Annotated in this window: 23 protein-coding genes and 1 tRNA gene; 11 read left to right on the top strand and 13 right to left on the bottom strand. The window is 70.7% G+C overall.

All coding sequences use genetic code 11. The features are described from left to right. Positions 1 to 86: 86 nt before the first annotated feature. Positions 87 to 683 carry an oligoribonuclease gene (gene orn / locus O7614_RS07570; protein ID WP_278137759.1) on the bottom strand — a complete coding sequence of 199 codons (597 nt, stop codon included), beginning with the start codon at positions 681 to 683 and terminating at the stop codon, positions 87 to 89. Positions 684 to 749: 66 nt separating this feature from the next. Here orn and O7614_RS07565 point away from each other — a divergent pair, with 66 nt between their 5' ends. After that, positions 750 to 2,033, top strand: coding sequence for a glycosyltransferase 87 family protein (locus tag O7614_RS07565; RefSeq protein ID WP_278137758.1), 1,284 nt, complete (start codon positions 750 to 752; stop codon positions 2,031 to 2,033). A 197-nt stretch (positions 2,034 to 2,230) separates the two neighbouring features. On the opposite strand, the gene O7614_RS07560 is transcribed toward O7614_RS07565, so the two are convergent. Together O7614_RS07560 and O7614_RS07555 are read right to left on the bottom strand one after the other, a co-directional pair. Further along, positions 2,231 to 2,974 carry a YcnI family protein gene (locus O7614_RS07560; protein ID WP_278137757.1) on the bottom strand — a complete coding sequence of 248 codons (744 nt, stop codon included), beginning with the start codon at positions 2,972 to 2,974 and terminating at the stop codon, positions 2,231 to 2,233. Between the two features lie 17 nt (positions 2,975 to 2,991). Next, positions 2,992 to 4,659, bottom strand: coding sequence for a copper resistance protein CopC (locus tag O7614_RS07555; protein WP_278137755.1), 1,668 nt, complete (start codon positions 4,657 to 4,659; stop codon positions 2,992 to 2,994). Between the two features lie 202 nt (positions 4,660 to 4,861). Here O7614_RS07555 and O7614_RS07550 point away from each other — a divergent pair, with 202 nt between their 5' ends. Genes O7614_RS07550 through O7614_RS07535 form a run of 4 tightly spaced genes read left to right on the top strand, consistent with a single transcriptional unit; the run spans position 4,862 to position 7,818 of the window. After that, positions 4,862 to 5,452 carry a sigma-70 family RNA polymerase sigma factor gene (locus tag O7614_RS07550; RefSeq protein ID WP_278137754.1) on the top strand — a complete coding sequence of 197 codons (591 nt, stop codon included), beginning with the start codon at positions 4,862 to 4,864 and terminating at the stop codon, positions 5,450 to 5,452. A 32-nt stretch (positions 5,453 to 5,484) separates the two neighbouring features. Next, positions 5,485 to 6,000 carry a MauE/DoxX family redox-associated membrane protein gene (locus O7614_RS07545; RefSeq protein ID WP_278137753.1) on the top strand — a complete coding sequence of 172 codons (516 nt, stop codon included), beginning with the start codon at positions 5,485 to 5,487 and terminating at the stop codon, positions 5,998 to 6,000. Continuing rightward, entirely contained in the window at positions 5,993 to 6,709 is a 717-nt protein-coding gene (locus O7614_RS07540; protein WP_278137752.1) for a thioredoxin domain-containing protein, read from the top strand. The genes O7614_RS07545 and O7614_RS07540 overlap by 8 nt, the downstream gene beginning before the upstream one ends. Beyond that, the gene (locus O7614_RS07535) at positions 6,706 to 7,818 is read left to right on the top strand and encodes a hypothetical protein (protein WP_278137751.1); all 1,113 of its coding nucleotides are present in this window, start codon (positions 6,706 to 6,708) and stop codon (positions 7,816 to 7,818) included. Before O7614_RS07540 ends, O7614_RS07535 begins: the two co-directional genes overlap by 4 nt. Here the strand turns inward: O7614_RS07535 and O7614_RS07530 are convergent. From O7614_RS07530 to O7614_RS07515, 4 genes are read right to left on the bottom strand one after another with little or no spacing between them, the layout of a single operon-like run. After that, entirely contained in the window at positions 7,802 to 8,560 is a 759-nt protein-coding gene (locus tag O7614_RS07530; RefSeq protein WP_278137750.1) for an ABC transporter ATP-binding protein, read from the bottom strand. The genes O7614_RS07535 and O7614_RS07530 overlap by 17 nt on opposite strands. Continuing rightward, positions 8,557 to 9,327 (bottom strand): cobalt ECF transporter T component CbiQ, encoded by a 771-nt coding sequence (gene cbiQ, locus O7614_RS07525; protein ID WP_278137749.1) that lies wholly within the window; start codon positions 9,325 to 9,327, stop codon positions 8,557 to 8,559. The genes O7614_RS07530 and cbiQ overlap by 4 nt, the downstream gene beginning before the upstream one ends. A 16-nt stretch (positions 9,328 to 9,343) precedes the next feature. Further along, complete coding sequence (locus O7614_RS07520; protein ID WP_278137748.1) at positions 9,344 to 9,772, bottom strand: PDGLE domain-containing protein; 429 nt, start codon at positions 9,770 to 9,772, stop codon at positions 9,344 to 9,346. Further along, positions 9,769 to 10,485, bottom strand: coding sequence for an energy-coupling factor ABC transporter permease (locus O7614_RS07515; RefSeq protein ID WP_278137747.1), 717 nt, complete (start codon positions 10,483 to 10,485; stop codon positions 9,769 to 9,771). The genes O7614_RS07520 and O7614_RS07515 overlap by 4 nt, the downstream gene beginning before the upstream one ends. A 185-nt stretch (positions 10,486 to 10,670) precedes the next feature. On the opposite strand from O7614_RS07515, the gene bcp reads away from it, so the two are divergent. The 4 genes from bcp to O7614_RS07495 all read left to right on the top strand — a co-directional run bounded on the left by bcp (position 10,671) and on the right by O7614_RS07495 (position 12,791). Next, positions 10,671 to 11,147: a thioredoxin-dependent thiol peroxidase gene (gene bcp / locus O7614_RS07510; RefSeq protein ID WP_278137746.1), complete on the top strand. Its 477-nt coding sequence runs from the start codon at positions 10,671 to 10,673 to the stop codon at positions 11,145 to 11,147. Between the two features lie 30 nt (positions 11,148 to 11,177). Next, positions 11,178 to 12,101, top strand: coding sequence for a hypothetical protein (locus tag O7614_RS07505; protein WP_278137745.1), 924 nt, complete (start codon positions 11,178 to 11,180; stop codon positions 12,099 to 12,101). Then, positions 12,087 to 12,169: transfer RNA gene (locus O7614_RS07500), tRNA-Leu, on the top strand. The genes O7614_RS07505 and O7614_RS07500 overlap by 15 nt, the downstream gene beginning before the upstream one ends. An 82-nt stretch (positions 12,170 to 12,251) precedes the next feature. Continuing rightward, positions 12,252 to 12,791 (top strand): GNAT family N-acetyltransferase, encoded by a 540-nt coding sequence (locus O7614_RS07495; RefSeq protein WP_278137744.1) that lies wholly within the window; start codon positions 12,252 to 12,254, stop codon positions 12,789 to 12,791. 247 nt (positions 12,792 to 13,038) lie between these two features. On the opposite strand, the gene O7614_RS07490 is transcribed toward O7614_RS07495, so the two are convergent. The 3 genes from O7614_RS07490 to O7614_RS07480 form a co-directional block, all read right to left on the bottom strand. After that, entirely contained in the window at positions 13,039 to 14,028 is a 990-nt protein-coding gene (locus O7614_RS07490; RefSeq protein ID WP_278137743.1) for an expansin EXLX1 family cellulose-binding protein, read from the bottom strand. A gap of 114 nt (positions 14,029 to 14,142) precedes the next feature. After that, positions 14,143 to 14,961 carry an MOSC N-terminal beta barrel domain-containing protein gene (locus O7614_RS07485; RefSeq protein WP_278137742.1) on the bottom strand — a complete coding sequence of 273 codons (819 nt, stop codon included), beginning with the start codon at positions 14,959 to 14,961 and terminating at the stop codon, positions 14,143 to 14,145. Between the two features lie 4 nt (positions 14,962 to 14,965). Continuing rightward, positions 14,966 to 15,799 (bottom strand): class I SAM-dependent methyltransferase, encoded by an 834-nt coding sequence (locus tag O7614_RS07480; protein ID WP_278137741.1) that lies wholly within the window; start codon positions 15,797 to 15,799, stop codon positions 14,966 to 14,968. A 276-nt stretch (positions 15,800 to 16,075) separates the two neighbouring features. On the opposite strand from O7614_RS07480, the gene O7614_RS07475 reads away from it, so the two are divergent. Then, positions 16,076 to 16,987, top strand: a complete 912-nt coding sequence (locus tag O7614_RS07475; protein ID WP_278142184.1) for an LCP family protein — start codon at positions 16,076 to 16,078, stop codon at positions 16,985 to 16,987. Between the two features lie 308 nt (positions 16,988 to 17,295). Beyond that, positions 17,296 to 18,600, top strand: a complete 1,305-nt coding sequence (locus O7614_RS07470) for a sugar transferase (protein ID WP_278137740.1) — start codon at positions 17,296 to 17,298, stop codon at positions 18,598 to 18,600. 127 nt (positions 18,601 to 18,727) lie between these two features. Here O7614_RS07470 and O7614_RS07465 read toward each other — a convergent pair whose 3' ends face one another. The 3 genes from O7614_RS07465 to O7614_RS07455 form a co-directional block, all read right to left on the bottom strand. Continuing rightward, positions 18,728 to 19,729, bottom strand: a complete 1,002-nt coding sequence (locus O7614_RS07465) for a glycosyltransferase family 4 protein (protein WP_278137739.1) — start codon at positions 19,727 to 19,729, stop codon at positions 18,728 to 18,730. Then, on the bottom strand, positions 19,726 to 20,571 hold the full coding sequence (locus tag O7614_RS07460; protein ID WP_278137738.1) for a glycosyltransferase family 2 protein: 846 nt from the start codon (positions 20,569 to 20,571) through the stop codon (positions 19,726 to 19,728). Before O7614_RS07460 ends, O7614_RS07465 begins: the two co-directional genes overlap by 4 nt. 183 nt (positions 20,572 to 20,754) lie before the next feature. Further along, positions 20,755 to 22,833 (bottom strand): O-antigen ligase family protein, encoded by a 2,079-nt coding sequence (locus O7614_RS07455; RefSeq protein WP_278137737.1) that lies wholly within the window; start codon positions 22,831 to 22,833, stop codon positions 20,755 to 20,757. Between the last annotated feature and the right edge of the window lie 4 nt (positions 22,834 to 22,837).

Genomic DNA, 22,837 nt, shown 5'->3' with positions numbered 1-22,837 from the left:
CGATCGCCCCGGGCGGGGTGCGGACCAATAATAGCGGCACCGCGGCCGGCCACGTCCAGCGGGTTCCCCGCTCGCCGGCGCGGGGGTCAGAGTTCGGCGGCGATCGCCTTGGCGGTCTCCACGTCCGGGCCGGGCAGCGGGACGAAGAGCGTCCGCCGGTAGTACTCCAGCTCCCGGATGCTCTCCCGGATGTCGGCGAGCGCCCGGTGCGCGAGCCCCTTCTGCGGCTGGCCGAAGTACACCCGGGGGTACCAGCGACGACACAGTTCCTTGATCGACGACACGTCGATCATGCGGTAGTGCAGGTGCGCGTCGAGGCGGGGCATGTCCCGGGCGATGAAGCCCCGGTCGGTGGCGATCGAGTTGCCGCACAGCGGGGCCGTACGCGGATCCCTGACGAAGCTGGTGACGTAGTCCATCACCCGGTCCTCGGCCTCGGCGAGGGTGACCGGCGAGCGACGGACCTCGTCGGTGAGGCCGGACTTGGCGTGCATCGTCTGCACGATCTCCGGCATCGCCTCCAACGCCGCCTCGTCGGCGTGGATGACCACGTCGACACCGTCACCGAGCACGTTGAGGTCGGGATCGGTGACCAGTGCCGCAACCTCGATCAGTTTGTCCCTGCCGAGGTCCAACCCAGTCATCTCACAGTCGATCCAGACGAGGAGATCAGCCACCGGCACAGCCTACGCGCAGCCCACGCCCTGCGGCTGCGCGCTGTCGGCCGCCCGGCCCGCTAGGGTTTCGGGGTGCCAGCAGAACCGGTAGCACCGCCCGCCGTCACGGACGACGATCCCGGCGGCCGTACGGTCCGTCGCCTGGTCGCGGTGGTGGCCCTCATCGCCGTGCTGCCAGCGCTCTACCTGCCCGGCCTGAACCACAAATTCCTCGACCTCAAGATCTACATGTCCGCGGTGGACTGGTGGCGCGTCGGCCACCCGCTCTACGACTACGTCCAACCCGACCGGGTGCAGGGCGAGTTGTACTTCACCTACCCGCCGTTCAGCGCGCTGCTGCTGTGGCCGTTCGGTCTGCTGCCGCTCGATGTCACCGTAACGATCTTCACGGTGCTCACCGTGCTGGCCGTGGTGCTGACCACCTGGTGGCTGGTGGCACCACTGATCGCCCGACACGACCTGCCGCGGATGTTCACCCTGGTCGCCGCCGTGCTGCTGGTGCTGGCGGTGGAGACCATCCGCGAGACGATCACCTTCGGCCAGATCAACATGCTGCTGATCGTGCTGATCCTGGCCGATCTGCTGTTCGCGGTGCCGCAGGCGCGACGGTGGGCCGGGGTCGGCGTGGGGCTGGCGACCGCGCTCAAGCTCTTCCCCGGCATCTTCATCGTGTACCTGCTGGCCACCCGGCGGTGGCGGGCCGCGGCGGTGGCGAGCGCGACCGCCGCGGCGGCGACAGCGCTCGCGGCGGCGATCGCCCCGCGCGACTCTTGGCGGTTCTGGACGCACGAGCTGTGGACCACCGATCGGGTGGGGCGCACCGACATCGTCGGCAATCAGTCGCTGTTCGGCCTGCTCAGCCGGTTCACCGCACCGGAGAAGCCGGACCGGTTGCTCTGGCTGCTGCTGGTCGCCGTGGTCGCCGTCTACGGGCTGTGGCGGGCCACCCGCGCCGCGCGGGCCGGCGACGCGCTGACGGGTCTGACGTTGACCGGGTTTGTCGGTTCCCTGGCGAGCCCGATCACCTGGACCCACCACATCTACTGGTTCGTGCCGGCGGTGGTGCTGCTCGCGGACGCGGCGTTGAGCGCCGACCGTCCGGACGAGGCACGCCGCCGGTGGTGGTTGTCGGCACTCGCGCTGGGCACCACCGCGGTGATCGTCTACGGCGTGGTGACGTTCCAGAAATGGGGTGTGGAACCGGTCCGCACCCATGATCCGTTGGACTTCGTCCTGCAGAACAGCTACGTGCTGCTCAGCCTGCTGCTGCTGGCGGCCCTCCCGGTCCGCTCGGGACACGGTGCAGAAAATCGCACCAAATGGACAGACCTGTCCACTAGCCGCGATCAGCGCTAATCTGACCTCATCTACCTCAAGCGTCGCTCGGGTAGCACCGCTCCCCCGGTGAAGGTGGCCCTCCGCGTCGGCAGCGCGGAGGGCCACCCGCCGTTGGGGCGCCTCACCACCGAAGCCCGTAGCCGGGTCATCCGCGCCCCACCCGAACGCGCGCTGGCCCGCCCGGCGGTCCGGGCGGGCCAGCGCGTGCGGCGGGGTCAGGCCTTGGTGGTCGACTCCCGGCGGGTCCGCGTGAACGCCAGGCCGCCCAGCACCAGGCCGGCCAGGCCGGCGACGAGACCGGCCACACCGAGGCCGACCGCGAGGCCGTTGCCCTCGTCGTCATCGTCGTCGTCCGGGGTCGCGACGGCGGCGGCAGAGGTGCTCGGCGTGGCCGCCGCACCCTCCGGCGCCGCGGCGGCCAGGGTGAGCACCGGCGCGGGGTGCTCGGGCTCCTCGCCGCCCGGCGCCGGGTCGTCGATCCACCGCGCGATGTTGCCGTCCGAGTAGGTCTGCAGGACCTTGAAGACCATCGAGTCGACCTTCGGCAGTGGCCCCATCGAGACGGGGAACTCCTGGAACTGGCCCGGCTTCACCGCCGCGTCGCCGGTGGCCGTCCAGGTGATCTTCGAAACCGCCTCGGTGAGCTGGCTGCCGTGCACCTCGATCGGCGGGTCCACCTTGCGCTTCTCGGTGGCCACCGTCCAACCGGGGACCGGCATCGTCGAGACCGAGCCGACCGGGGCGTTCTCCGGCAACACCACCTCCAGCTTGTTGGTCGAGGCGGTGTCACTCTCGTTGGGCACCCGGAACGCCACCCGCGCGTAGCCGCCCTGGGTCGCCTCCTTCGGGTTGACAGTGACGTGGGCGGATGCTGGCCCGGCGAAGCCGAGCACAGCGGTGGCGGCGGCGGTGAACGCCAGGGCGGCAGCGGCGGTTGCGGTACGCCGGAGTCGGGTCATGGGTTTCGCGGACCTTTCTAACGGACGGGCACGGTGGCGGTCACCGTGGCCTGGTCGATGTCGGTGGTACGGGCAGTGATCTTCAGTTGCCACTCGCCGGCGGCCGGCAGGCTGATGTCGCCGTAGGCGTGGTTGTCCGTCAACGGCAGCAGCGGGACCTCGATCGGCTCGATCCCGGCCGAGGGCAGTGCCGCGGTCGCCCGCCACTCCTTGACCGGCAACGGCAGGTTGTCCTTGCTGTACGCGTACAGGTGGACGGAGTTGTTGCCCCGCTCGGCCGGGCTCAGCTCGATCTGCATGGTGTAGAGCGTGCTGGTCAGCGTGGTGCTGAACAGGCCGGCCGCGACGTCGGACGACTCGGCGGCGGCGGTCCGCGCGGGTGGCGTCTGCACCAGTGTCGCGGACAGGCCCAGCACCACCACCGTGACGGCCAACTCCACCCAGACCGCCCGGCGGACCGGGACGGGGCGCTGCGCCGCGACCCGGCTGCGCACCATCTGCCGGGAGTACGCGGCTACGCCGATCACCACTGCGAACAGTGCGATCTTGGCCAGCAGCAGCCGGCCGTAGGTGGTGCTGACCAGCGCCTGCGGGGTGGCCACCTCGATCAGCGCCTGGACCGTGCCGCCGAGTAGCAGGGCCGAGACGGCGAGCGCCGCCCAACGGGACCAGATCGGCAGGATCGCGCTCAACTCCCGCTCGTCGGCCTGAGGCAGCAGGAAGACGGCGAGCATCAGCAGGCCGCCCAGCCAGACCGCCATGCTGCCGAGGTGGACCGCGTCGACCACCACGGAGACCGCCGGCGCCGGGGATGCTGCCGGGTGCCCGGCCATCGGCCAGGTCAGCAGGGCGGCGACGCCGAGCACGGCCAGGATGATCGCGTCGGTGCGGCCGGCCGGGCGGGCCAGCAGGGGCCGGAGCAGGAACACGGAGGCCGCCAGCAGGCCGAGCCGGACCAGGTGGGTGGCACCGAACGGGCTGCCGAAGACGGTGCCGAACCCCTCGCCGCTCACCTCGAAGAGACCACCGCCGGCCGTGTACGGCACCTGCAACCACAGGTCGGCGAGGGTGGCGGCGGTCACCAGACCGAGACCGGTCCAGGCCAGCCGGGTCGGCCCGCGCCGGGAGAGCCGCCGCGGCCACAGCGCGGCGAGCACCAGCACCGGCCCGACCAGCAGCACCAGGCCCGCGTAGCCGAGGAATCGGGCCACCTTCACGGCGGTGCTCACCACCGGATCGGCGCGGCTGTCGTCCCCACCGGAGTCGGCCGGCGGCGTCGAGGGCGCACCCACCGAGTAGGTGAACGCGCCGGACACCGGGTGGCTGTCGGCGGAGATCACCCGGAAGCTGACCAGATAGGTCCCACGGCCACCGTCCGGTGCCACCGGAATCGTCACGACGGTGTCGTCGAAGGACGGCTCACCCCGGTCGGCCCGGGAGCCGTCCGGAGCGATGACCCTGATCTTGCCGGGGACCTTGCGGACCGCCTCACTGAACGTGAGGACCACCTCGGACGGCCCGCTCGGCACGACCGAGGAGGCAGCCGGGCTACTGCTCTCTAGCACCGCGTGGGCGCTCGCGGAGGTGGCCGGCGCGATCAACAGAGCGCCGACGGTGACCAGCAGGCCAACGGCGACGGCCAGCCGGGCGAGCCAGCGGCGGGGGGCGACAGTCATGCCAGCCATGGTCGCCGACCGGTGTGGATCTCGGCGACCCGAGTCGGGCAGAAGGCTCAACTCCGCTCAGCCGCCAGTGCCGCGCGAGAGGGATCGCGTGTCATAAGGAGGTAGTCGGCCCCCGGTGGGGAAAAGTTCCCGACGTGGCGCAGACCATCCACGGGCCGAAGGACCCTAACGCTCAGCCGAGCGGCGCGTATCGTGGTTTGTCGTGATCCCCGTCCCGCGTGACACCGGTTCCGCCGGTCCGGCCGAGCCGGCCGACGACGTCGCCCGGGACCCGGCCACCGAGTGGGCGTTGACCGCGCGACACGGCGACCCGAGCGCGCAGGCGGCGTTCGTCCGGCTGACCCAGGCCGAGGTCTGGCGTTTCGCCGCCGCCCTGGTCGACCCGGACAGCGCCGACGACCTGACCCAGGAGACGTACCTGCGGGCGTTTCGGGCTCTGCCCGCGTTCGAGGGCCGCTCCAGCGCCCGCACCTGGCTGCTCGGCATCACACGTCGGGCCTGCGCCGACCACCTGCGCACGGTGATCCGTCGCCGCCGGCTCGACGAGCGCCTGACGGCGAACGCGTACACCGACCACCCGCACCCGGACCCGTCCGGGCAGCTCGGGGCCGCCGACCTGGTCCGCCGGCTCAGCGCCGAACGGCGCGCCGCGTTCGTTCTCACCCAACTGCTCGGCCTGTCGTACGCCGAGGCGGCAGCCGTCGAAGGGGTGCCGGTGGGCACCATCCGGTCCCGGGTGGCCCGGGCCCGCGACGAGCTGGTCGAGGCGGTCGGCGACGCCCTGGCCGGCTGATCCCGGAACTTCCGGCGGAGACGGAACGACAAATGAGCGTGACTGCACCTCCCGGCCGTTGGCCTGTGGTCCGACCCTGGCTCGGCACGGCGGCCCGGCTCGGCCTCGCCGCCGTCTGGCTCGTCGCCGGCGCGTCGAAGGTCGGTGACCTCGCCGCCTCCGGGCGGGCGGTCAACGCGTACCAGGTGATGCCGTACGACGTGGCGACCGTGATCGGCGCGGCCCTGCCCTTCGTCGAACTGGCGCTGGGCGTGCTGCTGCTGTTGGGGCTGGCCACCCGACTCGTCGCCGGGATGTCCGCCGCGCTGCTGGTGGTCTTCATCGTGGGGATCGCCTCGGCCTGGGCACGCGGGCTGGCCATCGACTGTGGTTGCTTCGGCAGCGGCGGGCAGTTGGCCGAGGGACAGGCCCCCAGTTATCTCCCGGAGATCCTCCGGGACCTGGGATTCTTGGTATTAGCCGGATTCCTGCTGATCTGGCCACGTACGCCGGTGTCGGTGGACGGGTGGTTGACCGGCGAGCCCGTTGGGGAGGACGAGGATGAGTAGTCGCAAGGGGCAGCGGGACGCCGCCCGGGTGGTCCGCGAGCAGCTCGCCCGCGAGCGGCGGCGCCGGCGCACGATCTGGGTCTCCGCCGCCGCGGTCGTCGTCCTGGTCATCGCCGGGGTCGCCGGATGGGCCATCTGGTCCAGCCAGCGTTCGGACACCTTCACCGCCCCGCCCGGCGCGAACGCCGACGGCACCGGCATCGTCACCGGCGGCGGACCGGTCACCGTCGACGTCTACGAGGACTTCCTCTGCCCGGCCTGCAACCAGTTCGAGCAGACCAGCGGGGCGACGCTCACGCAGTTGGCGGCCGAGAACAAGGCGAAGGTGGTCTACCACCCCGTGGCGTACCTCAACCGCTTCTCCACCACCGAATACTCGACCCGGTCCTCGGCCGCGTCCGGGTGCGCGGCGGCCGGCGGCAAGTTCCGGGAGTACGCGTCGGCGCTCTTCGAGAAGCAGCCGCCCGAGGGCAGCGCCGGTCTCGACAACGACCAACTGATCGACATCGGCGTCGGGGTCGGCCTCGACCGGGGCTCGTTCGCCGGCTGCGTCAAGGACGGCACGTACCGGACGTGGACCGAGCACGTCACCGACGAGGCCAGCCGGAGCAACGTCACCGGCACACCGACGATCCTGGTCAACGGCCAGCCGCTCGAAGACCGCAGCCCGCAGGGCCTCAGCGCCGCCGTGGCGGCGGCCGGCAAGTGATCCGTACCCTGCTGACCCGCGCCGGCCTGGTCGCCGCCGCAGCCGGCGCGGCCACACTGCTCACGGCGGCGCCCGCCGCCGCCCATGGCGCGGACGCCCCGGACGGCACCGACTACCGGACCGCGACCACCGGCGTCGCACCGGCTCGACCCGGTCTGGAGGTACGCGTCGTCGAGGCGGGCGCCCGACTGGAACTGACCAACCGCACCGGCCGCGCCGTCGAGGTGATCGGTTACTCCGGCGAGCCGTACCTGCGGGTCGGCCCGGACGGGGTCTTCGAGAACAGCCGCTCCCCCGCCACCTACCTGAACCGCACCCTCGCCGGGGACACCGCGCTGCCGGCCGAGGTCGACCCGGCCGCACCAGCGGCCTGGCGGCGGGTCGCCGACGGGCCCACCGTGCGCTGGCACGACCAGCGGGCGCTGTGGCAGGAATCGGGCCCCCCGGCGGCGGTACGCGCCGCACCCGACCGCGAGCACCGGGTGCGGGAATGGACGGTCCCGCTGCGCGACGGCGCGGACCCGGTGGTGATCGGCGGCACGCTCGACTGGGTACCGCCGCCGGACGCGTACACCTGGTGGACGGTGACCATCGTGGGACTCCTCGCGGTGGGGGCGCTCGGTCTGGTCGCCGCCGCCTCGGCGGCCGGCGGCCGGGCACTGTCCGCGCTGGGTGCGCTGCTGGTCGTCGGCGGCGCGGTCGCCGTGGTGTACCCGGTGGGACGGGAGTTGGACGCCGGCGCCCAGGGCGTCGGCGGGGTGCTGCTCGGGTTGCTGTCCGGGCAGGTCTGGTCGCTGCTCACCGGGCTCGGTGCGATCGCCGCCGGGTGGTACGCGCTGGCCCGCCGCCCGGCCGCCGACTTCGTGGTGGCGCTCGCCGGAGCCTGCCTGGCGCTCTTCGCGGGTGCCACGAACGCCGCAGTGTTCGCCCGGTCCATAGCGCCGGTGCCCTGGTCGCCCGCTGTCGCCCGCGTCATGGTGGCGTCGGCGTTGGTCGTCGGCGCCGGCGCGACGGCCGCCGGCGTCCTGCGCCTGCACGCCGCCTCGCGGGCCGCCACCCGACCGCCCCGAGCCGAGGTCGCCGAGCAGGGGACTACCGCCGCGGGCTGAAGCCGTAGGGCAGTTCGAGGCGGTGGCGGGCCAGCAGGGCCGAGTCGGTCAGCACGTCCAGCGTGGGAGCGTCGGCGACGATCCGACCGCCGTCGAGGATCACCGAACGTTCGCACAGCTCCGCCGCGTACGGCAGGTCGTGCGTGACCATCAGCAGGGTCACCGGCAGGTCACGCAGGATCTCGGCCAACTCACGACGGGCCGCCGGGTCCAGGTTCGACGACGGCTCGTCGAGCACCAGGATCTCCGGGTGCATCGCGAGCACGGTGGCCACCGCCACCCGGCGGCGTTGCCCGAACGACAGGTGCTGCGGCGACCGGTCCCGATGCTCACCCATCCCCACCGCGGCGAGCGCCTCGTCCACCCGGGCGGTCAACTCCGCCCCGCGCAGACCCAGGTTCGCCGGCCCGAACGCCACGTCCTCCGCCACCGTGGGCAGGAACAACTGGTCGTCCGGGTCCTGGAAGACGATGCCCACCCGGCGGCGCACCTCGGCCAGGGTGGCCCGATCCGGCGTGACCGTCAGCCCACCGACGCTCACGCTGCCCTCGGCCGGGGTGAGGATGCCGTTGAGGTGCAGCACCAGCGTGGTCTTGCCGGCACCGTTGGGGCCGAGCAGCGCCACCCGATCCCCGCGCGGCACGGTCAGGTCCACCCCGTGCAGGGCGACGTGCCCGTCCGGGTACGCGTACCGGACACCACGAACGTCCAGCGAGACAGCGGTCTGCACGACACCGATCATGACAGCACGACGGCGGTGGCGGCGATGGAGGCCGCCAGCACCGGCACGGTCGCCGCGACCAACCACTGACCGACGCTCGCCGCGCCCTCGCCCTGCCACACCACAGGCATCCGCCCGTTGTAGCCCCGGGACAGCATCGCCAGGTAGACCCGCTCGCCGCGCTCGAAGGCGCGCAGGAACAACGCCCCGATCCCGGCGGCGAAGCCACGCAACTGCCACACGAAGCGCGGGTCGTCACCCCGGGAGATCCGGGCCACCCGCATCCGCCGCGCCTCGCCGACCAGCACGTCCAGGTAGCGCAGCATGAACGTGGCGATCTGGGTGAGGACCTGCGGACAGTGCAGCCGGTCCAGCCCGACGATCAGATCCCGGGTGGTGGTGCTCGCGGCGAGCAGCAGCGAGGCGAGCACGCCCAGGGTGCCCTTGGCCAGGATGTTCCACGCGCCGTGCAACCCGTCCTCGGACAGCCGCAGACCCAGCACCTCGACCCGGTCACCGCTGCCGAGGAACGGCAGCGCCACGGCGAACAGCACGAACGGCAGCTCGATCAACGCCCGGCTGAGCAACCACCGCGGCCCGACCCGAGCCAGCGCCGCCACCGCCGCCACCAGCAGGGCGTACGCGCCGAACGCCCAGAACGCCTCGCGTGGGGTGGCCACCACGGCGATGGTGAAGACCACCATCGCCACGATCTTGACCTCGGGCGGGAGCCGGTGCACGGGCGAGCTGGACTCGCGGTACAGCACATGCCCGTGACCGGCACCCATCTCCGCGTACTCCTGTTCAGCTGGCCGCGTCGGCGCGGCGGCGGGTGTCGTCGTCGGAGGCCGCGGTCTCGCCCTCGGCGGCCGTCGTCTCGTCACCGTCGGTCGGCGTGCCGCCCCGACGGCGCAGCAGCCAGAAGCCGCCCGCGCCGATCGCGAAGGTGACCAGCACTCCGAGCACGCCGGAGAGACCGGTGGAGACGAAGCTGTTCTCGATGCCCCGCACGCCGTAGTCGGCGAGGGGGCTGTCCCCCAGCTCGTGGTCCTTCGCCTGCTGGGCCGGGCAGCTCCCGCCGACGATGGTGTCGTCGGCGTCGACAGTGCAGCCCTTGAGCAGCGAGGAGTCCAACCCGTCCGGGTGCGACGAGGCGTAGTTGCTCACCACTCCGGCGAGCAGCAGGGCGACCAGCAGGCCGCCGGCCAGGAAGGCCCAGGAGCGGTTCTTCATCGCACACCTCCGGAGACCGGGACAGCGGGGGCGGTGGGGGTAGGCAGGGAGCGCAGCGCGTACACCAGGTCGGGTCGCACCTTCGCGACGGTGAGCACGGTCGTCGCGGTGATCAGGCCCTCGCCGATGCCGATGAGCAGGTGGGTTCCGGCCATCGTGCCGGCCAGGCCGGCCAGGTTGCCACCCAGGTCGGTGGTGCCGCCCAACCAGTACTCCACCACGAAGCCCTGGGAGGCGACCACCACGCTGAGCATCGCGGCGACGAACGCGGTCACCGCCAGACCGGCGCGGGTGCGGGGCAGCACCCGCAGGAGCAGGGCGATCAGCAGGTACGCCGCGGCGGTGCCGAGCAGCGCCATGTTGGTGATGTTCAGGCCGAGCATCGCCACGCCGCCGTCGCCGAAGACCAGCGCCTGCACGACCAGCACCACTGACACGCAGAGCGCGCCGACCCACGGGCCGACCAGCATGGCGGCGAGCGCGCCACCGAGCAGGTGGCCACTCACGCCGGCCGTGAAGATCGGGAAGTTGAGCATCTGGACGGCGAAGATGAACGCCGCCACCAGGCCGGCCATCGGGGCCAGCCGGTCGTCCAGGTCGCGCCTGCCGCGCAGGACGCAGGCGGTGAGCCCGGCCAGCGCGAGCGCAGCGAAGACCGCTGCGACGGGACCGTCGATGATCCCGTTCGAGATGTGCATCGCCAGTGTCTCCACGCGACCTCCCCACACGTCAGCGGCCCCGACCGGGCCGGCGTGGGTCAGCCTATTTCCCAGGCCTCGTTGTTGCCATAGTCTGGCAACAACGCGAGGTGATGATCACCTTTACGGCAGGTGACGGGCGCCCAGCTCCGGCGCGCCGACGATGACAACACGTCTCACCTCGGCGGTAGGGTCGGGCCATGACCGCGCCCGACCGCCTCTCCCCCGGTGACCCCGCACCCGAGTTCACCCTCGCCACCGACACCGGCGACCAGCTCTCCCTCGCCGACCTGCGCGGCCGCAAGGTCGTCCTGTACGCCTACCCGGCCGCGATGACCCCCGGCTGCACCAAGCAGGCCTGCGACTTCCGCGACTCCCTCGCCTCACTCCAGGCCGCCGGCTACGAGGTCGTCGGCATCTCCCCGGACAAACCGGAGAAGCTGGCGAAGTTCCGCGAGCGCGACGCGATCACCTTCCCGCTCGTGTCGGACCAGGACAAGGCGGTGCTGACCGCCTACGGCGCGTACGGCGAGAAGCAGTCGTACGGCAAGACCGTCACCGGCGTGATCCGCTCGACCTTCGTGATCGACGCCGACGGCAAGATCGAACGCGCGCTCTACAACGTCAAGGCCACCGGTCACGTCGCCAAGCTCCGCCGCGAGCTCGGGCTGGACTGAGCTGTCACACCGGGCCGTTACGTTCGGTGAATGGCCCGATACAAATACACGCCCGAGGCGCTCGCCACCGCTGCCGCCGCCGCGCGCAACATCACCGAGGTGATGCGCCTGCTCGGCGTACGCGTCAGCGGTGGCTCGCACGCGCACATCAGCCGGCAGCTCAAGAGGTTCGGCATCGACACCTCGCACTTCACAAGGCAGGCGCACAACAAGGGCCGCCGGGGCGAACGGCGCACCACATCAACACAACTTCTGATCGTGCTGCCCGAAGGGTCCCGCCGGACGCCCGGCGCGCGGTTGAAGTGGGCGCTGGGCACACTGGGCGTGCCGGAGGAGTGCGAAGGCTGCGGGACTGGGCCAACGTGGCGAGGCTTTCCACTCATCCTGCACGTCGACCACATCAACGGGGACTTCCTCGACAACCGACCACCGAACCTTCGGCTCCTCTGCCCGAACTGTCACAGCCAGACCACGACCTACGCTGGCCGGAACCGGACGTCTGATCTCGCCATCCTCGCGGAGCCCTCCGGTAGGGAAGAACACTCGCACAGGACGACGACCGACTCTGGACGCCGACCGGCCACCCGGGAGGAGATCGTCGGCCTGTTCGGTCGGGTCGACGCGCAGCAGATGACGGCCGTGGAGGCGGCACGGCAGTTGGGTTGGGCCCCGGCGTATCTGTACAAGGTTCGGCGGAGACTCGAGCAGGACGGCCTGTTGAGGGCACGTCCGGACCGCAGTTGGCGTTCGAGGGCTCATCGTGATGCGGTGATAGCACAGGCGCTGGCACATCCGGATGTCGGACCGAAGCGACTGTCCGACATCCTCCGTGACCTGCCCGGCGGTGCATGCCGAGTGAGTCACAACACGATCTCGGCCATCCTCAAGGAGGCCGGGCTCAACACCGTCGCAGCCAGACGCTCTAGACTCAGCGAATTGGCGGGAGTGGCGTAACGGCAGCCGCGATAGGTTTAGGTCCTATTGTCCGAAAGGGCGTAGGGGTTCGAGTCCCCTCTCCCGCACAACTCAACGAGCACCACTTGCCAGACGACAGCTGTCGGGCGCGTCACTGTCGTGGGTCGCGGGCCTGGTCGTCGGGTCAGGATGGCGGGCGTGAGTCTGCGCTTCGTCCTCGACCCCGACCTGACCCCGCGGCTGCGCGCCGAGATCGTCGACCTCTGGACAGACGTCAGCAACGCCGGTGGCGCGGTCGGCTTCGTGCCACCGGTCACGGCGGCCGACGTCCACGTGCTCGCCGACCCGACCTTCGCCGGGATCGCCGACGGCCCGGACCGGCTGCTGGTGGCCTACTCGGGCGACCGACTCGTGGCGATGCTGGTCTTCGGTGACAACCGCTTCCCGCTGAAGGCGCACTGGTGTGTGTTGAAGCGGGTGATGGTCCACCCGGACACCCAGGGCACCGGCTACGGCTCGGCGCTGATGATGGAGGCGGCCCGGTTGGGCCGGCAGTTCGGCCACGAGGCGTTGCACGTCACGGTGCGCGACGGGCTGGGGTTGGACAAGTTCTACGACCGCCTCGGTTACCGGGAGATCGGCCGCCTGCCAGGCGCGTTGCGGGTGGCGCCCGACGACGACCGGGACGAGATCCTGATGTGGCTGGACCTGAGGCCGCAACGGCGGTAACGCGCAGGGCACCGGCGGTTGCAAGGCCCGGGCCGAGAGTGGTTGTCGAGCCAGGAGGCGGCGCCGCAGAGCGTCAAGGCACCGACCAAGCCGAGTGCTCGTCGCCAAGATCCGCGCAACATCAGGGATGTTGGTGTCATGCGCGGGTTGGAGGCAGCAACATCCGGGAAGTTGCGCGGATCTTGGGCGTGGGGCGTGGGGCGTGCGGCGCGGGGCGTGCGGCGTGGACGATCCGTCGACTGAGCGGTCAGCCCGTGCACCAGCGGGCGTTCGCCGCGGCCGACTGGGCGCTCGCTGTGCCGCTGGCCGGGGCGCTCGCCTTCGCCACCTCGACCGGCTGGCGGGCCGGGGTCGGCGTGACGGCGGGCCGGTTTCCGGGTGGGCGGGCCGACGCGGACGCGCGCGGGGTGGCCGCCACGGCGCCGCGCCCGTACATCCGGACCGTGCTGTTCTGCACCTGACCTGGTGTCATCCGAATGCCGGACACGGTGACCCGGTTTCCGTACACGTCGCTGACCCGGATGCTGAACGGACCGGGCCCGGCGCCGGAGGTGATCAGCCAGTAGTTGTAGTCCTGCCGGGCGGCCGACTTCCACGCGCCACTGTCACCCTGCCGGACCTCGACGGACCGCAGCGGGTTGCCGTGGTTGCCCACGCGGACGGCGAACCACCACTGCGACGAGCCCTCCTTCATCCGGAAGGTGAGCGGTCCGGGCAGTGGTGGGTTGACCACGGCGCGGTAGGTGACCGGGACGAGTCCCTGGACCGGGTCGGCGATCCGGGCGAACGCCTCGCGGGACAGGTCGAGGTGCCCGGGCGCGCACTCCGGGCACTGATCCATGATCAGCACGCGGACGGTGCCCTTCGGGCCGGTCACGTCGAGGAATCCACCGCAGGCTGCGCCCGCGGAGTATTCGGTCGGGCCGAGGGCGACGTACAGCCGGTTGGCCGGGGCCGCCGGGTTCGAGCAGTTGCCGCCGGCGCCCTTCGAGTCGTAGAAGGTCGCCTTGCCGTTGTGCGTGGCGTTGCCGGTGGGTGGTGCGGCGGCGAGCGCCCGGCCGGCGGCGCAGGCCGGGGCGGAACCGGACCGCAGGGTCAGGGTGAGCCCGAGCGCCGCCGCGACGACTGTGACGCCGGTGGCGACCAGCCACGGCATCGAGCGGGACGGCGACGCGGGCTGCTCCTGGGGAGCGTGGTCCAGGTCGATGTCGATGTCGACCGCGCTGACGTCCGTCACGACGGCGATGTTGCCGGACCTGGGCGCGCACGGACAAGCCGGCTAAGCCAAAGCTAAGACAGCATCGACGGACGGTGATCGGAGCGTTTCGATCGCGGTTTTCGCGTGCCCGGGTCACTGTGCGATGACGACGGCGTCTCCCACTGTCAGCTGTCCACTGTCGACCGGCACCAGGTTCAATCCGAAGAGGAGCTTCTGTTTGACGTTGCGGTGTCGCCCGAGTGTGCGCAGCGGCTCCTTGGTGCGTACCCCGGTTTCCTGGTCGGTGGTGGTCACCACGCACCTGTCGCACGGCCCGGCGGCGCGGAAGCGCAGGTCGCCGATGCGCAGCGACCGGCCTACCCAGTCGTCCTCGGCCCAGGCCGATGCCCCGTCGACCACCAGGTTGGGCCGGAACCGGGTCATCGGCACGGGTTCCTCCGCGGCCTCGGCCAGCCAGTCGTTCAGGGCGTCGAGGGAGGCGGTGTTCGCCAGCAGCAGTGGATAGGCGTCGGCGAAGCTGACCTGGTCACCGGTGTCGTGTTCGCGGGAGCCGGCGGCCAGGTGGCGGGTCGGTCGGGCCAGCCAGACCAGCCGCACCGGTCGGCCGAGCAGCGCGCCGAGCCAGTCGTCGGCCGCCGGGCCGGCCGCCAGTGCCGGGACCGGGAACGTGCGACTGCGGAAGGTCCGCACCGGAACCGGTTCGCCGCCGCTCGGCTCGGGCACGTCGAGGTCGGGCTGCCCGTCGGCGCGCAGCGTCAGACCACCGTCATGCACTGTGGCGCGCAGGCCGACCAGCCGGGTGGTGTCCCGTTGGGTGACGCCGACGCCGTCGGCGTCCACGACCATCCACCGCCGGTCGCCGGCCAGGCCCCACGGCTGCACGAACGCGCCGTCGTGGTCGAGCCGGTGACAACCCTTGACGGGGTACGTGTGGATCGAGGTCAGCCGCACCCGGTCACCATGCCACGCCGATCCCGTCGCCCGGGTACCAGTGGTTGGCGGGGCTCTCCCGGTAGGCGAGGAACCTCCGGCCGGTGCGCTCGGCGTGTTCGGCGAGCACGTTGGTGCTGGTGACGTTGTCGGTGAGTAGGAGCGCGCCGGGGGCGAGCTTCGGCTCCACGGCGTCGAACTCGCGCTTCTCGTGGGCGCGGCTGTGGTCGCTGTCGTGCAGGAACAGGTCGACCGGGCGGTCCAGTGCGCCGATCGAGGCGATCGAGTCACCGATCACCAGGTCGACGACCTCCGACCAGGGCTCGCTGGCGGCGAGGTAGCCGGCCTCGGGGTTGATGTCCAGCGAGGTGACCCGACCCGGGTGCCCCTCCTGGGCGTTGCGCAGCAGGGCGGAGGCCAGGACGCAGGTGCCCAGCCCTTTGTCGACACCGGTTTCCACGATGTGCGCGGGGCGGGTGGCCCGGACCATCGCGTACCAGCCGACGCGTCGGGCGTAGTGGACCTTCCTGTCGGCGAGTCCACGGCGGGCCGCGCCGGCGGTGGCCCGTTCGATGTGGTCGCGCAGCGCCTGGTCGGACTCGATCTCGTCGAGCCAGCCCCGGACCTGCTGGACCGGCCGGTCGCAGACCACGCTGACGAACCAGGCCAGGTGGTTACGGCTGAGTTTGGTCAGCTCGTACGTGTAGTTGTGATGCTCCCGGGAGGTGACCAGCCACCGGGCCGAGATGCGCAGCACCTTGGCGTCGTGGCGGGCGACCCGGGCGAGCCGCTTGGGAAACGCGGCGACGGGTGCGAGGGGGGTACGGGCGATGGCTCGGCGCAACTGCGTAGCGTCCACCGCTGCTTCATACCAGGTTCGGGCGAACGTCTGGGCGGAAAGTTTTTTTGGTCAGGATGTGAAACCGTACGGCCCAGACGGGGGCACGTGAGCGTAACCCGCAATCAGTAGCATCGCGGCATGCAGTATCGCCAGGAGTACGCGGAACCCGAAACCCAGTTCATTGCACCGCAGCAATCATCGGAGCCGACTGAGCCGACGCGTCCGCGGCGTCGGCGGTGGCGGAAGATCGCGCTGATCACCTTCGTGGTCGTCGCGTTGCTCGCTGGTGGCGGCATGGTCGCCGGAGGCCTCTACTTCCGTTCGATCAATTCAGGCATCGAACGGGTCGACGCTTTCGCGGACGTACCGGAGGAGTCCCGACCCCAGGTCGTCGCGAAGGGCGCCCTGAACATCATGATCCTCGGCAGCGACTCCCGCGATCCGGAGAACAGCTCCGGCTCCCGGACCGACACCATCATCCTGGCCCACCTTCCGAAGGACCGGCAGAGCGCGCAGCTCATCTCGATCCCTCGGGACAGCTGGGTCAGCGTGCCGGAGTCGCCGCAGGGCCGGGGCGGTCGGGACGCGAAGATCAACGCAGCGTTCGCGTGGGGTGGCGTTCCGCTCATGGTGCAGACCGTGGAGAAGTTCACCGGCGTCCGCGTCGACAACGTGGCGATGGTGGACTTCGCCGGCTTCAAGGAGATCGTGGACGCCCTCGGCGGCATCGACATCACCGTGGAGAAGGGTTTCACGTCGAAGCACTCGTTGAACCCGGACGGCCGGCGGGAGTTCGTCGCGGGCAGGCAGACCATGGACGGTGGCGCGGCACTGGACTACGCCCGTGAACGGTACGCGTTCGCCGAGGGCGACTTCACCCGGATCAAGCACCAGCAGCAGGTCATCAAGGCGATCCTGGACAAGGCCGCCTCCGGTGGCACGCTGGGCAGCCCGACCAAGTTGAACTCGTTCGTCCGGGCCACCGCCGACGCCGTCGCGGTCGACGAGTCGATGTCCCTGGTGGACCTGGCAACGCAGCTGCGACACCTGCGCAGCGGGCAGCTCGCCTTCTACACCTGCCCCACGAAGGGCACCGGCCAAATGGGCAACGAGAGCGTCGTCCTCGTCGACAAGCCGAAAGCGGAGCGTGTCTTCGATGCAATTCGCCGTGACGCGGTAGAGGACATCGCAGCCGCGACAAAGTAGCCAGCGAAAATCGGCCCTTCGTCTATACCAGCGGCCCTGACCTGGCCGTATCCTTCCTTCGCCCTTCGGCTCGATGTGCGAATTCCGAAGGACTAACGGGGGAAAGGTTGACCATGTCGGGTCATTCAACGGCAAGCCGATCAGACGTACCACAGCAATGGTCCGGCGAGCAGGCCGGCCCGGCCCAGCGCCCGGCCGCGCCGGCGCCGAGGACCGCGCCGGCACCTCTGCCGGGCCTGGAAACCACGGCGGTCCTGCCGTACGCCGGGTCCCGCACGTCGTCTCGGACGCGCTTGCTGCGGGCCTGGATGATGACGGTTCCGATCGACGTCGCGGCGCTGCTCTTCCCACTGGCGATCTCGCAGAACTACTGGCGCGGCACGCTCGTCAACGCCGGGCTCACCATGGCCATCTTCGCGGCCGGCGGGCTCTACCAGGCCCGCCGGCACGTGAGCATCCTGGACGAGCTGCCGAGCATCGTCGGGCGTCTGCTGGCGTCCGCCGCGGTGGTCGCCATCATCGCCGCGGAACGCCACTCCTCGGTCGAGTACGTCGGCGGTTTCATGCGCGGCGTCGCCATCTCCGCGTGTCTGGTGATCGTCGGTCGGGCGCTCAGCCGGGCACTCACCATCCTGGTGCGCAAGCGGCGTTGGGTGGAGCACAACGCCATCATCATCGGCAGCGGCCCGATCGCCCTGGAACTGGCCCGGTTGCTGCGCCGCTACCCGCAGTACGGGCTGCGCTTCGTCGGCTGCGTCGACGTGACCGCGCAGCAGGACCCGGCGTCGCTTCCTCTCCTCGGCAGCCTCAACGACCTGGAGAAGCTCGTCCGGGTGCTGAAGTGTGAGGTCCTGGTCATCGCCGACCCCGACTGCCCGGAGTCGGAACTGATGGACACTCTCCTGCTGCCCCAGAGCTCACGCTGCGACCTGTGGGAAGTACCGCGACTGTGGGGGTCCCGCTCGCAGGGCGGATACCCCGACCACATCGGTGCGATCCCGATCGTGAAGGTCGGTGACATCTCGCTCTCCGGTCCGCGATGGGCGATCAAGCGGGCTTCCGACGTGGTGGTCGCCGGCCTCGCCCTGCTCCTGCTCAGCCCGGTGCTGCTGCTGTGCGCACTCGCGACCTTCATCGACGGCGGCCGGGGCATCTTCTTCTACCAGGAGCGGATCGGCCGGTTCGGAAAGCCGTTCAACGTGGTCAAGTTCCGCTCGATGCGCCCGGTCGACGAGACCGAGTCGCAGACGAACTGGTCGATCGCGAACGACCGGCGGGTCGGCCCGATCGGCAGGTTCATGCGCCGCACCTCACTGGACGAGCTTCCCCAGCTGTGGAACATCCTGCGCGGCGACATGAGTGTGGTCGGGCCGCGCCCGGAGCGGCCGTACTTCGTGGAGAAGTTCTCGGCGGAGTACCCGAACTACGCGATGCGGCACCGGGTTCCGGTCGGCCTCACCGGGCTCGCGCAGGTCAGCGGCCTGCGCGGCGACACCCCGATTTCCGACCGGGCGCGGTTCGACAACTACTACATCGAGAACTGGTCGCTCTGGCTGGACATCAAGGTCGTGCTGCGTACCATCGCGGAGGTCTTCCGCGGCGGCGGCCGCTGACCGGTGTCGCCGCACCGACAGCTGGGACCCGCGTCAAAGGCCCCGAGTGGATTCGACTCCACCGAGGACTTCGACACGGGTCCCAGCTTCGCTTGGTCGGGGTTCGGCGGCGGTCGCCCGCCGGCCGTCAGGACACCGGGCCCTGGTGGCTGCCGGCCGTGGTCGTCCTCTTCATGACCTCGTCGATCGCTGCGGACCAGTGCTCGGCGAAGCGATCGAGGCTGTTCTCCGCCCGCACGAACGCGGTGGCATCCGCGACCGCCTGTCCCCTGGACGGGAGTAGCGTCAGCGCCCGGGTGAACTCGTCCAGGTCGCCGGCTGCCGCCGTCAGATCGCGGTAGCCCGGCACCTGCTCGATGAGAGTGCGGACGTAACCCACCCGTGTGGTCAGGACTGCAGTCCCGGTGGCCATCGCCTCCAGAATGGCGAGGGAACACGCCTCGTAGTCGCTCGGCGCGAGCACACAGTCGACAGCCTGGATCCAGGTGCGCAGCTCCGACGGGGACAGCACCCCCAGGCTGGTCGCGCCGTCGACGGTGCCCGCACCGGCGGTCATCAGCCGGTAGCCGGCCCGGGACGCGGCAGCGACCGCGATGTCGGGCCGCTTACGTGCCTCGGCACGACCGATGAACAGGGCCAGCCTCTCGTCCGGTGAAACCCCCAGTTGGCTGCGGGCAGCGTCGCGGTCACCGACCACGAACGTGGTGGTGTCGATCCCGTTCGGAATCACCCGGTGGACCCGGAGGCGGTACCACTGCTCCACCTCTTCGGCGGTCGGCTGCGACACGGCCACCCGGTACGCGTTGGCGCCCGCCCAGATCTCCTTCGCCGCACCTTTGAGCAGGAACTGGGTCCGCCACTGCAGCGAGTACGCGTTGGTTCGGGTTCCCAGACGGACGTGGTCCACCCAGCACCCGTGGTAGACGTGGATCCGGGGAGCTGACGACCGGCGGCTGACCATGCCATTCGTGATCACCAGGTCGTGGGCGACAGAGTCCAGCTCGTTGGCGCCGACGACGTCGGCCGCACCTCCGAGCCGCCCGATCACGTCTCTGAGAGTGTGGCAGAAGCGCTCGACGCCGCCCGAGTTGCTGGTCGGGTCAGGGCTGACGACCGCGACTCTCATCATCGTGCCCACCGGGTGAGGCGCCGGCCGGCGGCACGGGCCAGGGGTTTGGTCCGTCGGCTGATCAACGACATCTGCTCATGCCCCGAGCCACGAATCAGACCCTGCTCACGGAGCCATGCCCCGTGCTTACGGAGGAAGTACCAGTTGTTGCGGACCACGAAGTACTCGTAGCGGGCCTTGGACGCGCGGTCGATGCCGCCACCGGCGCGGGAGCGCATGTAGGTGTAGCCGCGGTCAGTCACCACCACCCGGTGCCCCGCCCGCGCCGCCGCCACAAAGAGGTCCGTCTCCTCGCGGTAGTAGTTGCCGGAGTAGAACTCGTCGTACATCGCCGCGGCGAAGACCGAGCGCCGGTAGAGGGCGTTGGCATGCATCCAGACGCAGTCGGTCCAGGCCGACGTTGGGAAGATGCCGGGCTGTTCGAGCTTGGGGCCGCCGGGCATCCTCGGAGCTCGCGCGATGCGGTCCTCAATGTCCTCACCCTCGCCAATGTTGAACCAGGGCACGCCGACCACGTCGGCACCCGCCTCGTTGGCGACCTGAACGAGCTCGGCGATGAGGTTGGTGCTGGGCACGTCGTCGTCGTCGATCACGAACACCCACTCCGACGTGGCGGCGCGGATCCCGATGTTCTTGGCCTTGGGCGGGCCGACGTTGCGCTCGTTGACGATGACACGGAGCCGGGCGTCCTGATCGGCGAGGCTCTGCAACCGGGCCGCTGTGTCGTCCGCGCTCCCGTCGACGACGAAGACAACCTCTCGAACGACGGGTTGCGACAGCGCCCACTGGGCCCGCGCGTAGGCAAGCTGGCTCCTGTTCCGGGTAGGTACGACCACAGACACCGCGGCCGTTGCCTCCGCGCCCACCTGGTGCCCACTCTGCGGTACGCCTTGCACTATGACCTCCACACGCCGCTCGACCAGAATCTGTTGTGTGCTGGACCTGCTTCGGGCCGCTACGTCACGAACGTGGCGGTCCGGAGACCGGACCGGCCGTGCGGGTCGTGAACCGCCGTCGCTGGCCGGTCACTCTCCTCCGCCCGAAGTGGAGCGGGCGTCGTCTCCACGTGACGTGCCGACGGCCTGGCCGACGATCCCGGCAGCGAGACCCATCAGCACGGGCCACCGGTTCGTCTCGGACAGGAACGGCGCGGTCATGAAGCACAGCGGTGCGATCAGGCAGAACACCGCCGCGCCCCGGACGACGACGTCGCTGCGCGGATCACGCAGACGCGCCATGGCCGCGAGACCGGCGACCGCCAGGAAGACGAAGACGAGCACCGGAGCGGCTGGGCCGTAACGCAGCCAGTTCTGCAGCAACTCGTTGTGCACGTACACCCGGGTGGAGGCGCTGGCGGTGAGACCAGGGAGCTGCGGGGACTGCGGCCCCACCCCGGTCCACATGTTCGCCCGGACGTGATCCCACCCGACCTGCAGATCGCTGATGTGTCCGTCCGTCGATGCCGCCTGTAGCTCGGCGCTGTCCGGTCTGGCGGGGGGCTTCGGGGACGGGCGGGGCGCGGCGGTCGACGGTTTCGGTGGCACGGGCTGCGCGGGTGTCGGCGCGGATTTCGTCGGACTCGGCCTGCCGACCGCCGCCGGGCTGCTTGGTGTGGCCGGGCTGCTCGGCCTGGCCGGGCTGCTCGGCCTGGCCGGGCTGCTGGGCGTGCTGCCCGCCACCCAGGCACCGCCGGTGGCGACGTCATCGGCGCTGCTCGTTCCGAAGCTGCCCACACTGCGCAGGCCGACGTCCGCGGCGAGGCCCGGCGCGGCGAGCACCACCACCGCGACGACGAGCCCGGCGAAGGTCAACTGCTTCAGTATGGGCTTCCACCGTGCCCACCTCAGCACGAGGACGACGACGCCGACAGCGACGGCCGCGAGCCACACGCTGCGCCGAAAGCTGAACAGAAGGAGCAGCGGCCCGGCGACGGCCGCCACCATGTGCCGCCAGTCCCAGCGCCACCCACGGTCGCCGAGCGTTCCGAGGAACGCGGCGACCGCGATCGCCGGCAGTGCCGAATCGTAGTAGACGAAGTAGTCGCTGAGCCTATCGTCGGCGACGTAGCCCAGTCGGATGGCGACGGCGGCGCCGATCAACAGGGCAGTCAGGGCGGCGCCGACCAGCACCGCGAAGCGCCGCAGGTCGTCACCCAACACCCGCAGGCTCAGGCCGAGGACGAGACCCAGGACGAGCAGGACGAAGGGCCGGGCGTTCTGGTTGACGGCCGAGAAGACCGACTGACCGTGGATCAGTCCGCTGACCGCGGCCAGGGCCACGAGGGCGACTGCCAGGCCGAGCAGCACTCCTCCGGTCGAACGGAGGCGGACGTTCCTCGGCGGCCACCACTGGGCGGCGGCCGCGAGCACCGCCGTCAGCGCGAGCGGCAGGACGACGGGAATCTTTCCCGACCCGAGAAACAATTGGTAGCCGAACGTCGTCAGCATCCCGAATCGTCCGTTGGGCGCGACCTCCTGAGCGAGCACCACCACGAGGACGACGCCCACCAGCGGGAGGCGGAGAACAAGCAACGGAAGCGTCGCCGCGAAGAAGACCCCGATCGCCGACGGCACAGTCCAGAGAATGTATGCGGCAGACATGGCCGCAGCGACGAAAGAGGCCCAACCGAGTGGCCGACGGACGGTGACGTTCAGTGGACCGACGGCCCGCAGCAGCCAACCGGAGACGCTCGATCGATCGGCGACACCCTCGGGCCCGGCCGTGATGTCGAGTCGGTCGACGGGCTGGCGGGGCGAACTGATATCGGCGGCTCCGATGCCCGGTTCAGCCGCCGTCCCTCTGGAACCCATCGCCGCCTTCGCCATGAAAACCGTTGAGTACAACGCCGAACCGGTTGCCGTGGCAGTCACCGGACGGCCCAGCGTGGCAATCCTGAGATCGCAGCGGTTGCGCGCATTGTCATAGTTGAAACGACGGCCTCCGGCCGTCGCGGCAAACAGTATCAGGCAACCCGCCTGCCGACGCCAGGGGAAGTTTCTCCCGAGGCACCGCCGGCCGACTGTTTTCAGTAGTATGCCGACGGCTGTGCGTACCCGTCTCTTACCGCGTGCACCGCCCGGCGTCCTGACGAGTTCGCCGATCACCCAC

The organism is Micromonospora sp. WMMD961 (assembly GCF_029626145.1).
In the GTDB taxonomy this organism is placed as follows: domain Bacteria; phylum Actinomycetota; class Actinomycetes; order Mycobacteriales; family Micromonosporaceae; genus Micromonospora.
This window is presented reverse-complemented; position numbering and strand designations above follow the sequence as displayed.

Coding starts and splice junctions, on each gene's coding strand:
- O7614_RS07540 (WP_278137752.1), top strand. CDS start 5,993: ATGAGTAGTCGCAAGGGGCAGCGGGACGCCGCCCGGGTGGTCCGCGAG.
- O7614_RS07545 (WP_278137753.1), top strand. CDS start 5,485: ATGAGCGTGACTGCACCTCCCGGCCGTTGGCCTGTGGTCCGACCCTGG.
- O7614_RS07470 (WP_278137740.1), top strand. CDS start 17,296: ATGATGACGGTTCCGATCGACGTCGCGGCGCTGCTCTTCCCACTGGCG.
- O7614_RS07555 (WP_278137755.1), bottom strand. CDS start 4,659: ATGGCTGGCATGACTGTCGCCCCCCGCCGCTGGCTCGCCCGGCTGGCC.
- O7614_RS07465 (WP_278137739.1), bottom strand. CDS start 19,729: ATGATGAGAGTCGCGGTCGTCAGCCCTGACCCGACCAGCAACTCGGGC.
- cbiQ (WP_278137749.1), bottom strand. CDS start 9,327: ATGGGTGCCGGTCACGGGCATGTGCTGTACCGCGAGTCCAGCTCGCCC.
- O7614_RS07520 (WP_278137748.1), bottom strand. CDS start 9,772: ATGAAGAACCGCTCCTGGGCCTTCCTGGCCGGCGGCCTGCTGGTCGCC.
- O7614_RS07530 (WP_278137750.1), bottom strand. CDS start 8,560: ATGATCGGTGTCGTGCAGACCGCTGTCTCGCTGGACGTTCGTGGTGTC.
- O7614_RS07475 (WP_278142184.1), top strand. CDS start 16,076: ATGGTCGCCGGAGGCCTCTACTTCCGTTCGATCAATTCAGGCATCGAA.
- O7614_RS07505 (WP_278137745.1), top strand. CDS start 11,178: ATGGCCCGATACAAATACACGCCCGAGGCGCTCGCCACCGCTGCCGCC.
- O7614_RS07495 (WP_278137744.1), top strand. CDS start 12,252: ATGGCGGGCGTGAGTCTGCGCTTCGTCCTCGACCCCGACCTGACCCCG.
- O7614_RS07560 (WP_278137757.1), bottom strand. CDS start 2,974: ATGACCCGACTCCGGCGTACCGCAACCGCCGCTGCCGCCCTGGCGTTC.
- bcp (WP_278137746.1), top strand. CDS start 10,671: ATGACCGCGCCCGACCGCCTCTCCCCCGGTGACCCCGCACCCGAGTTC.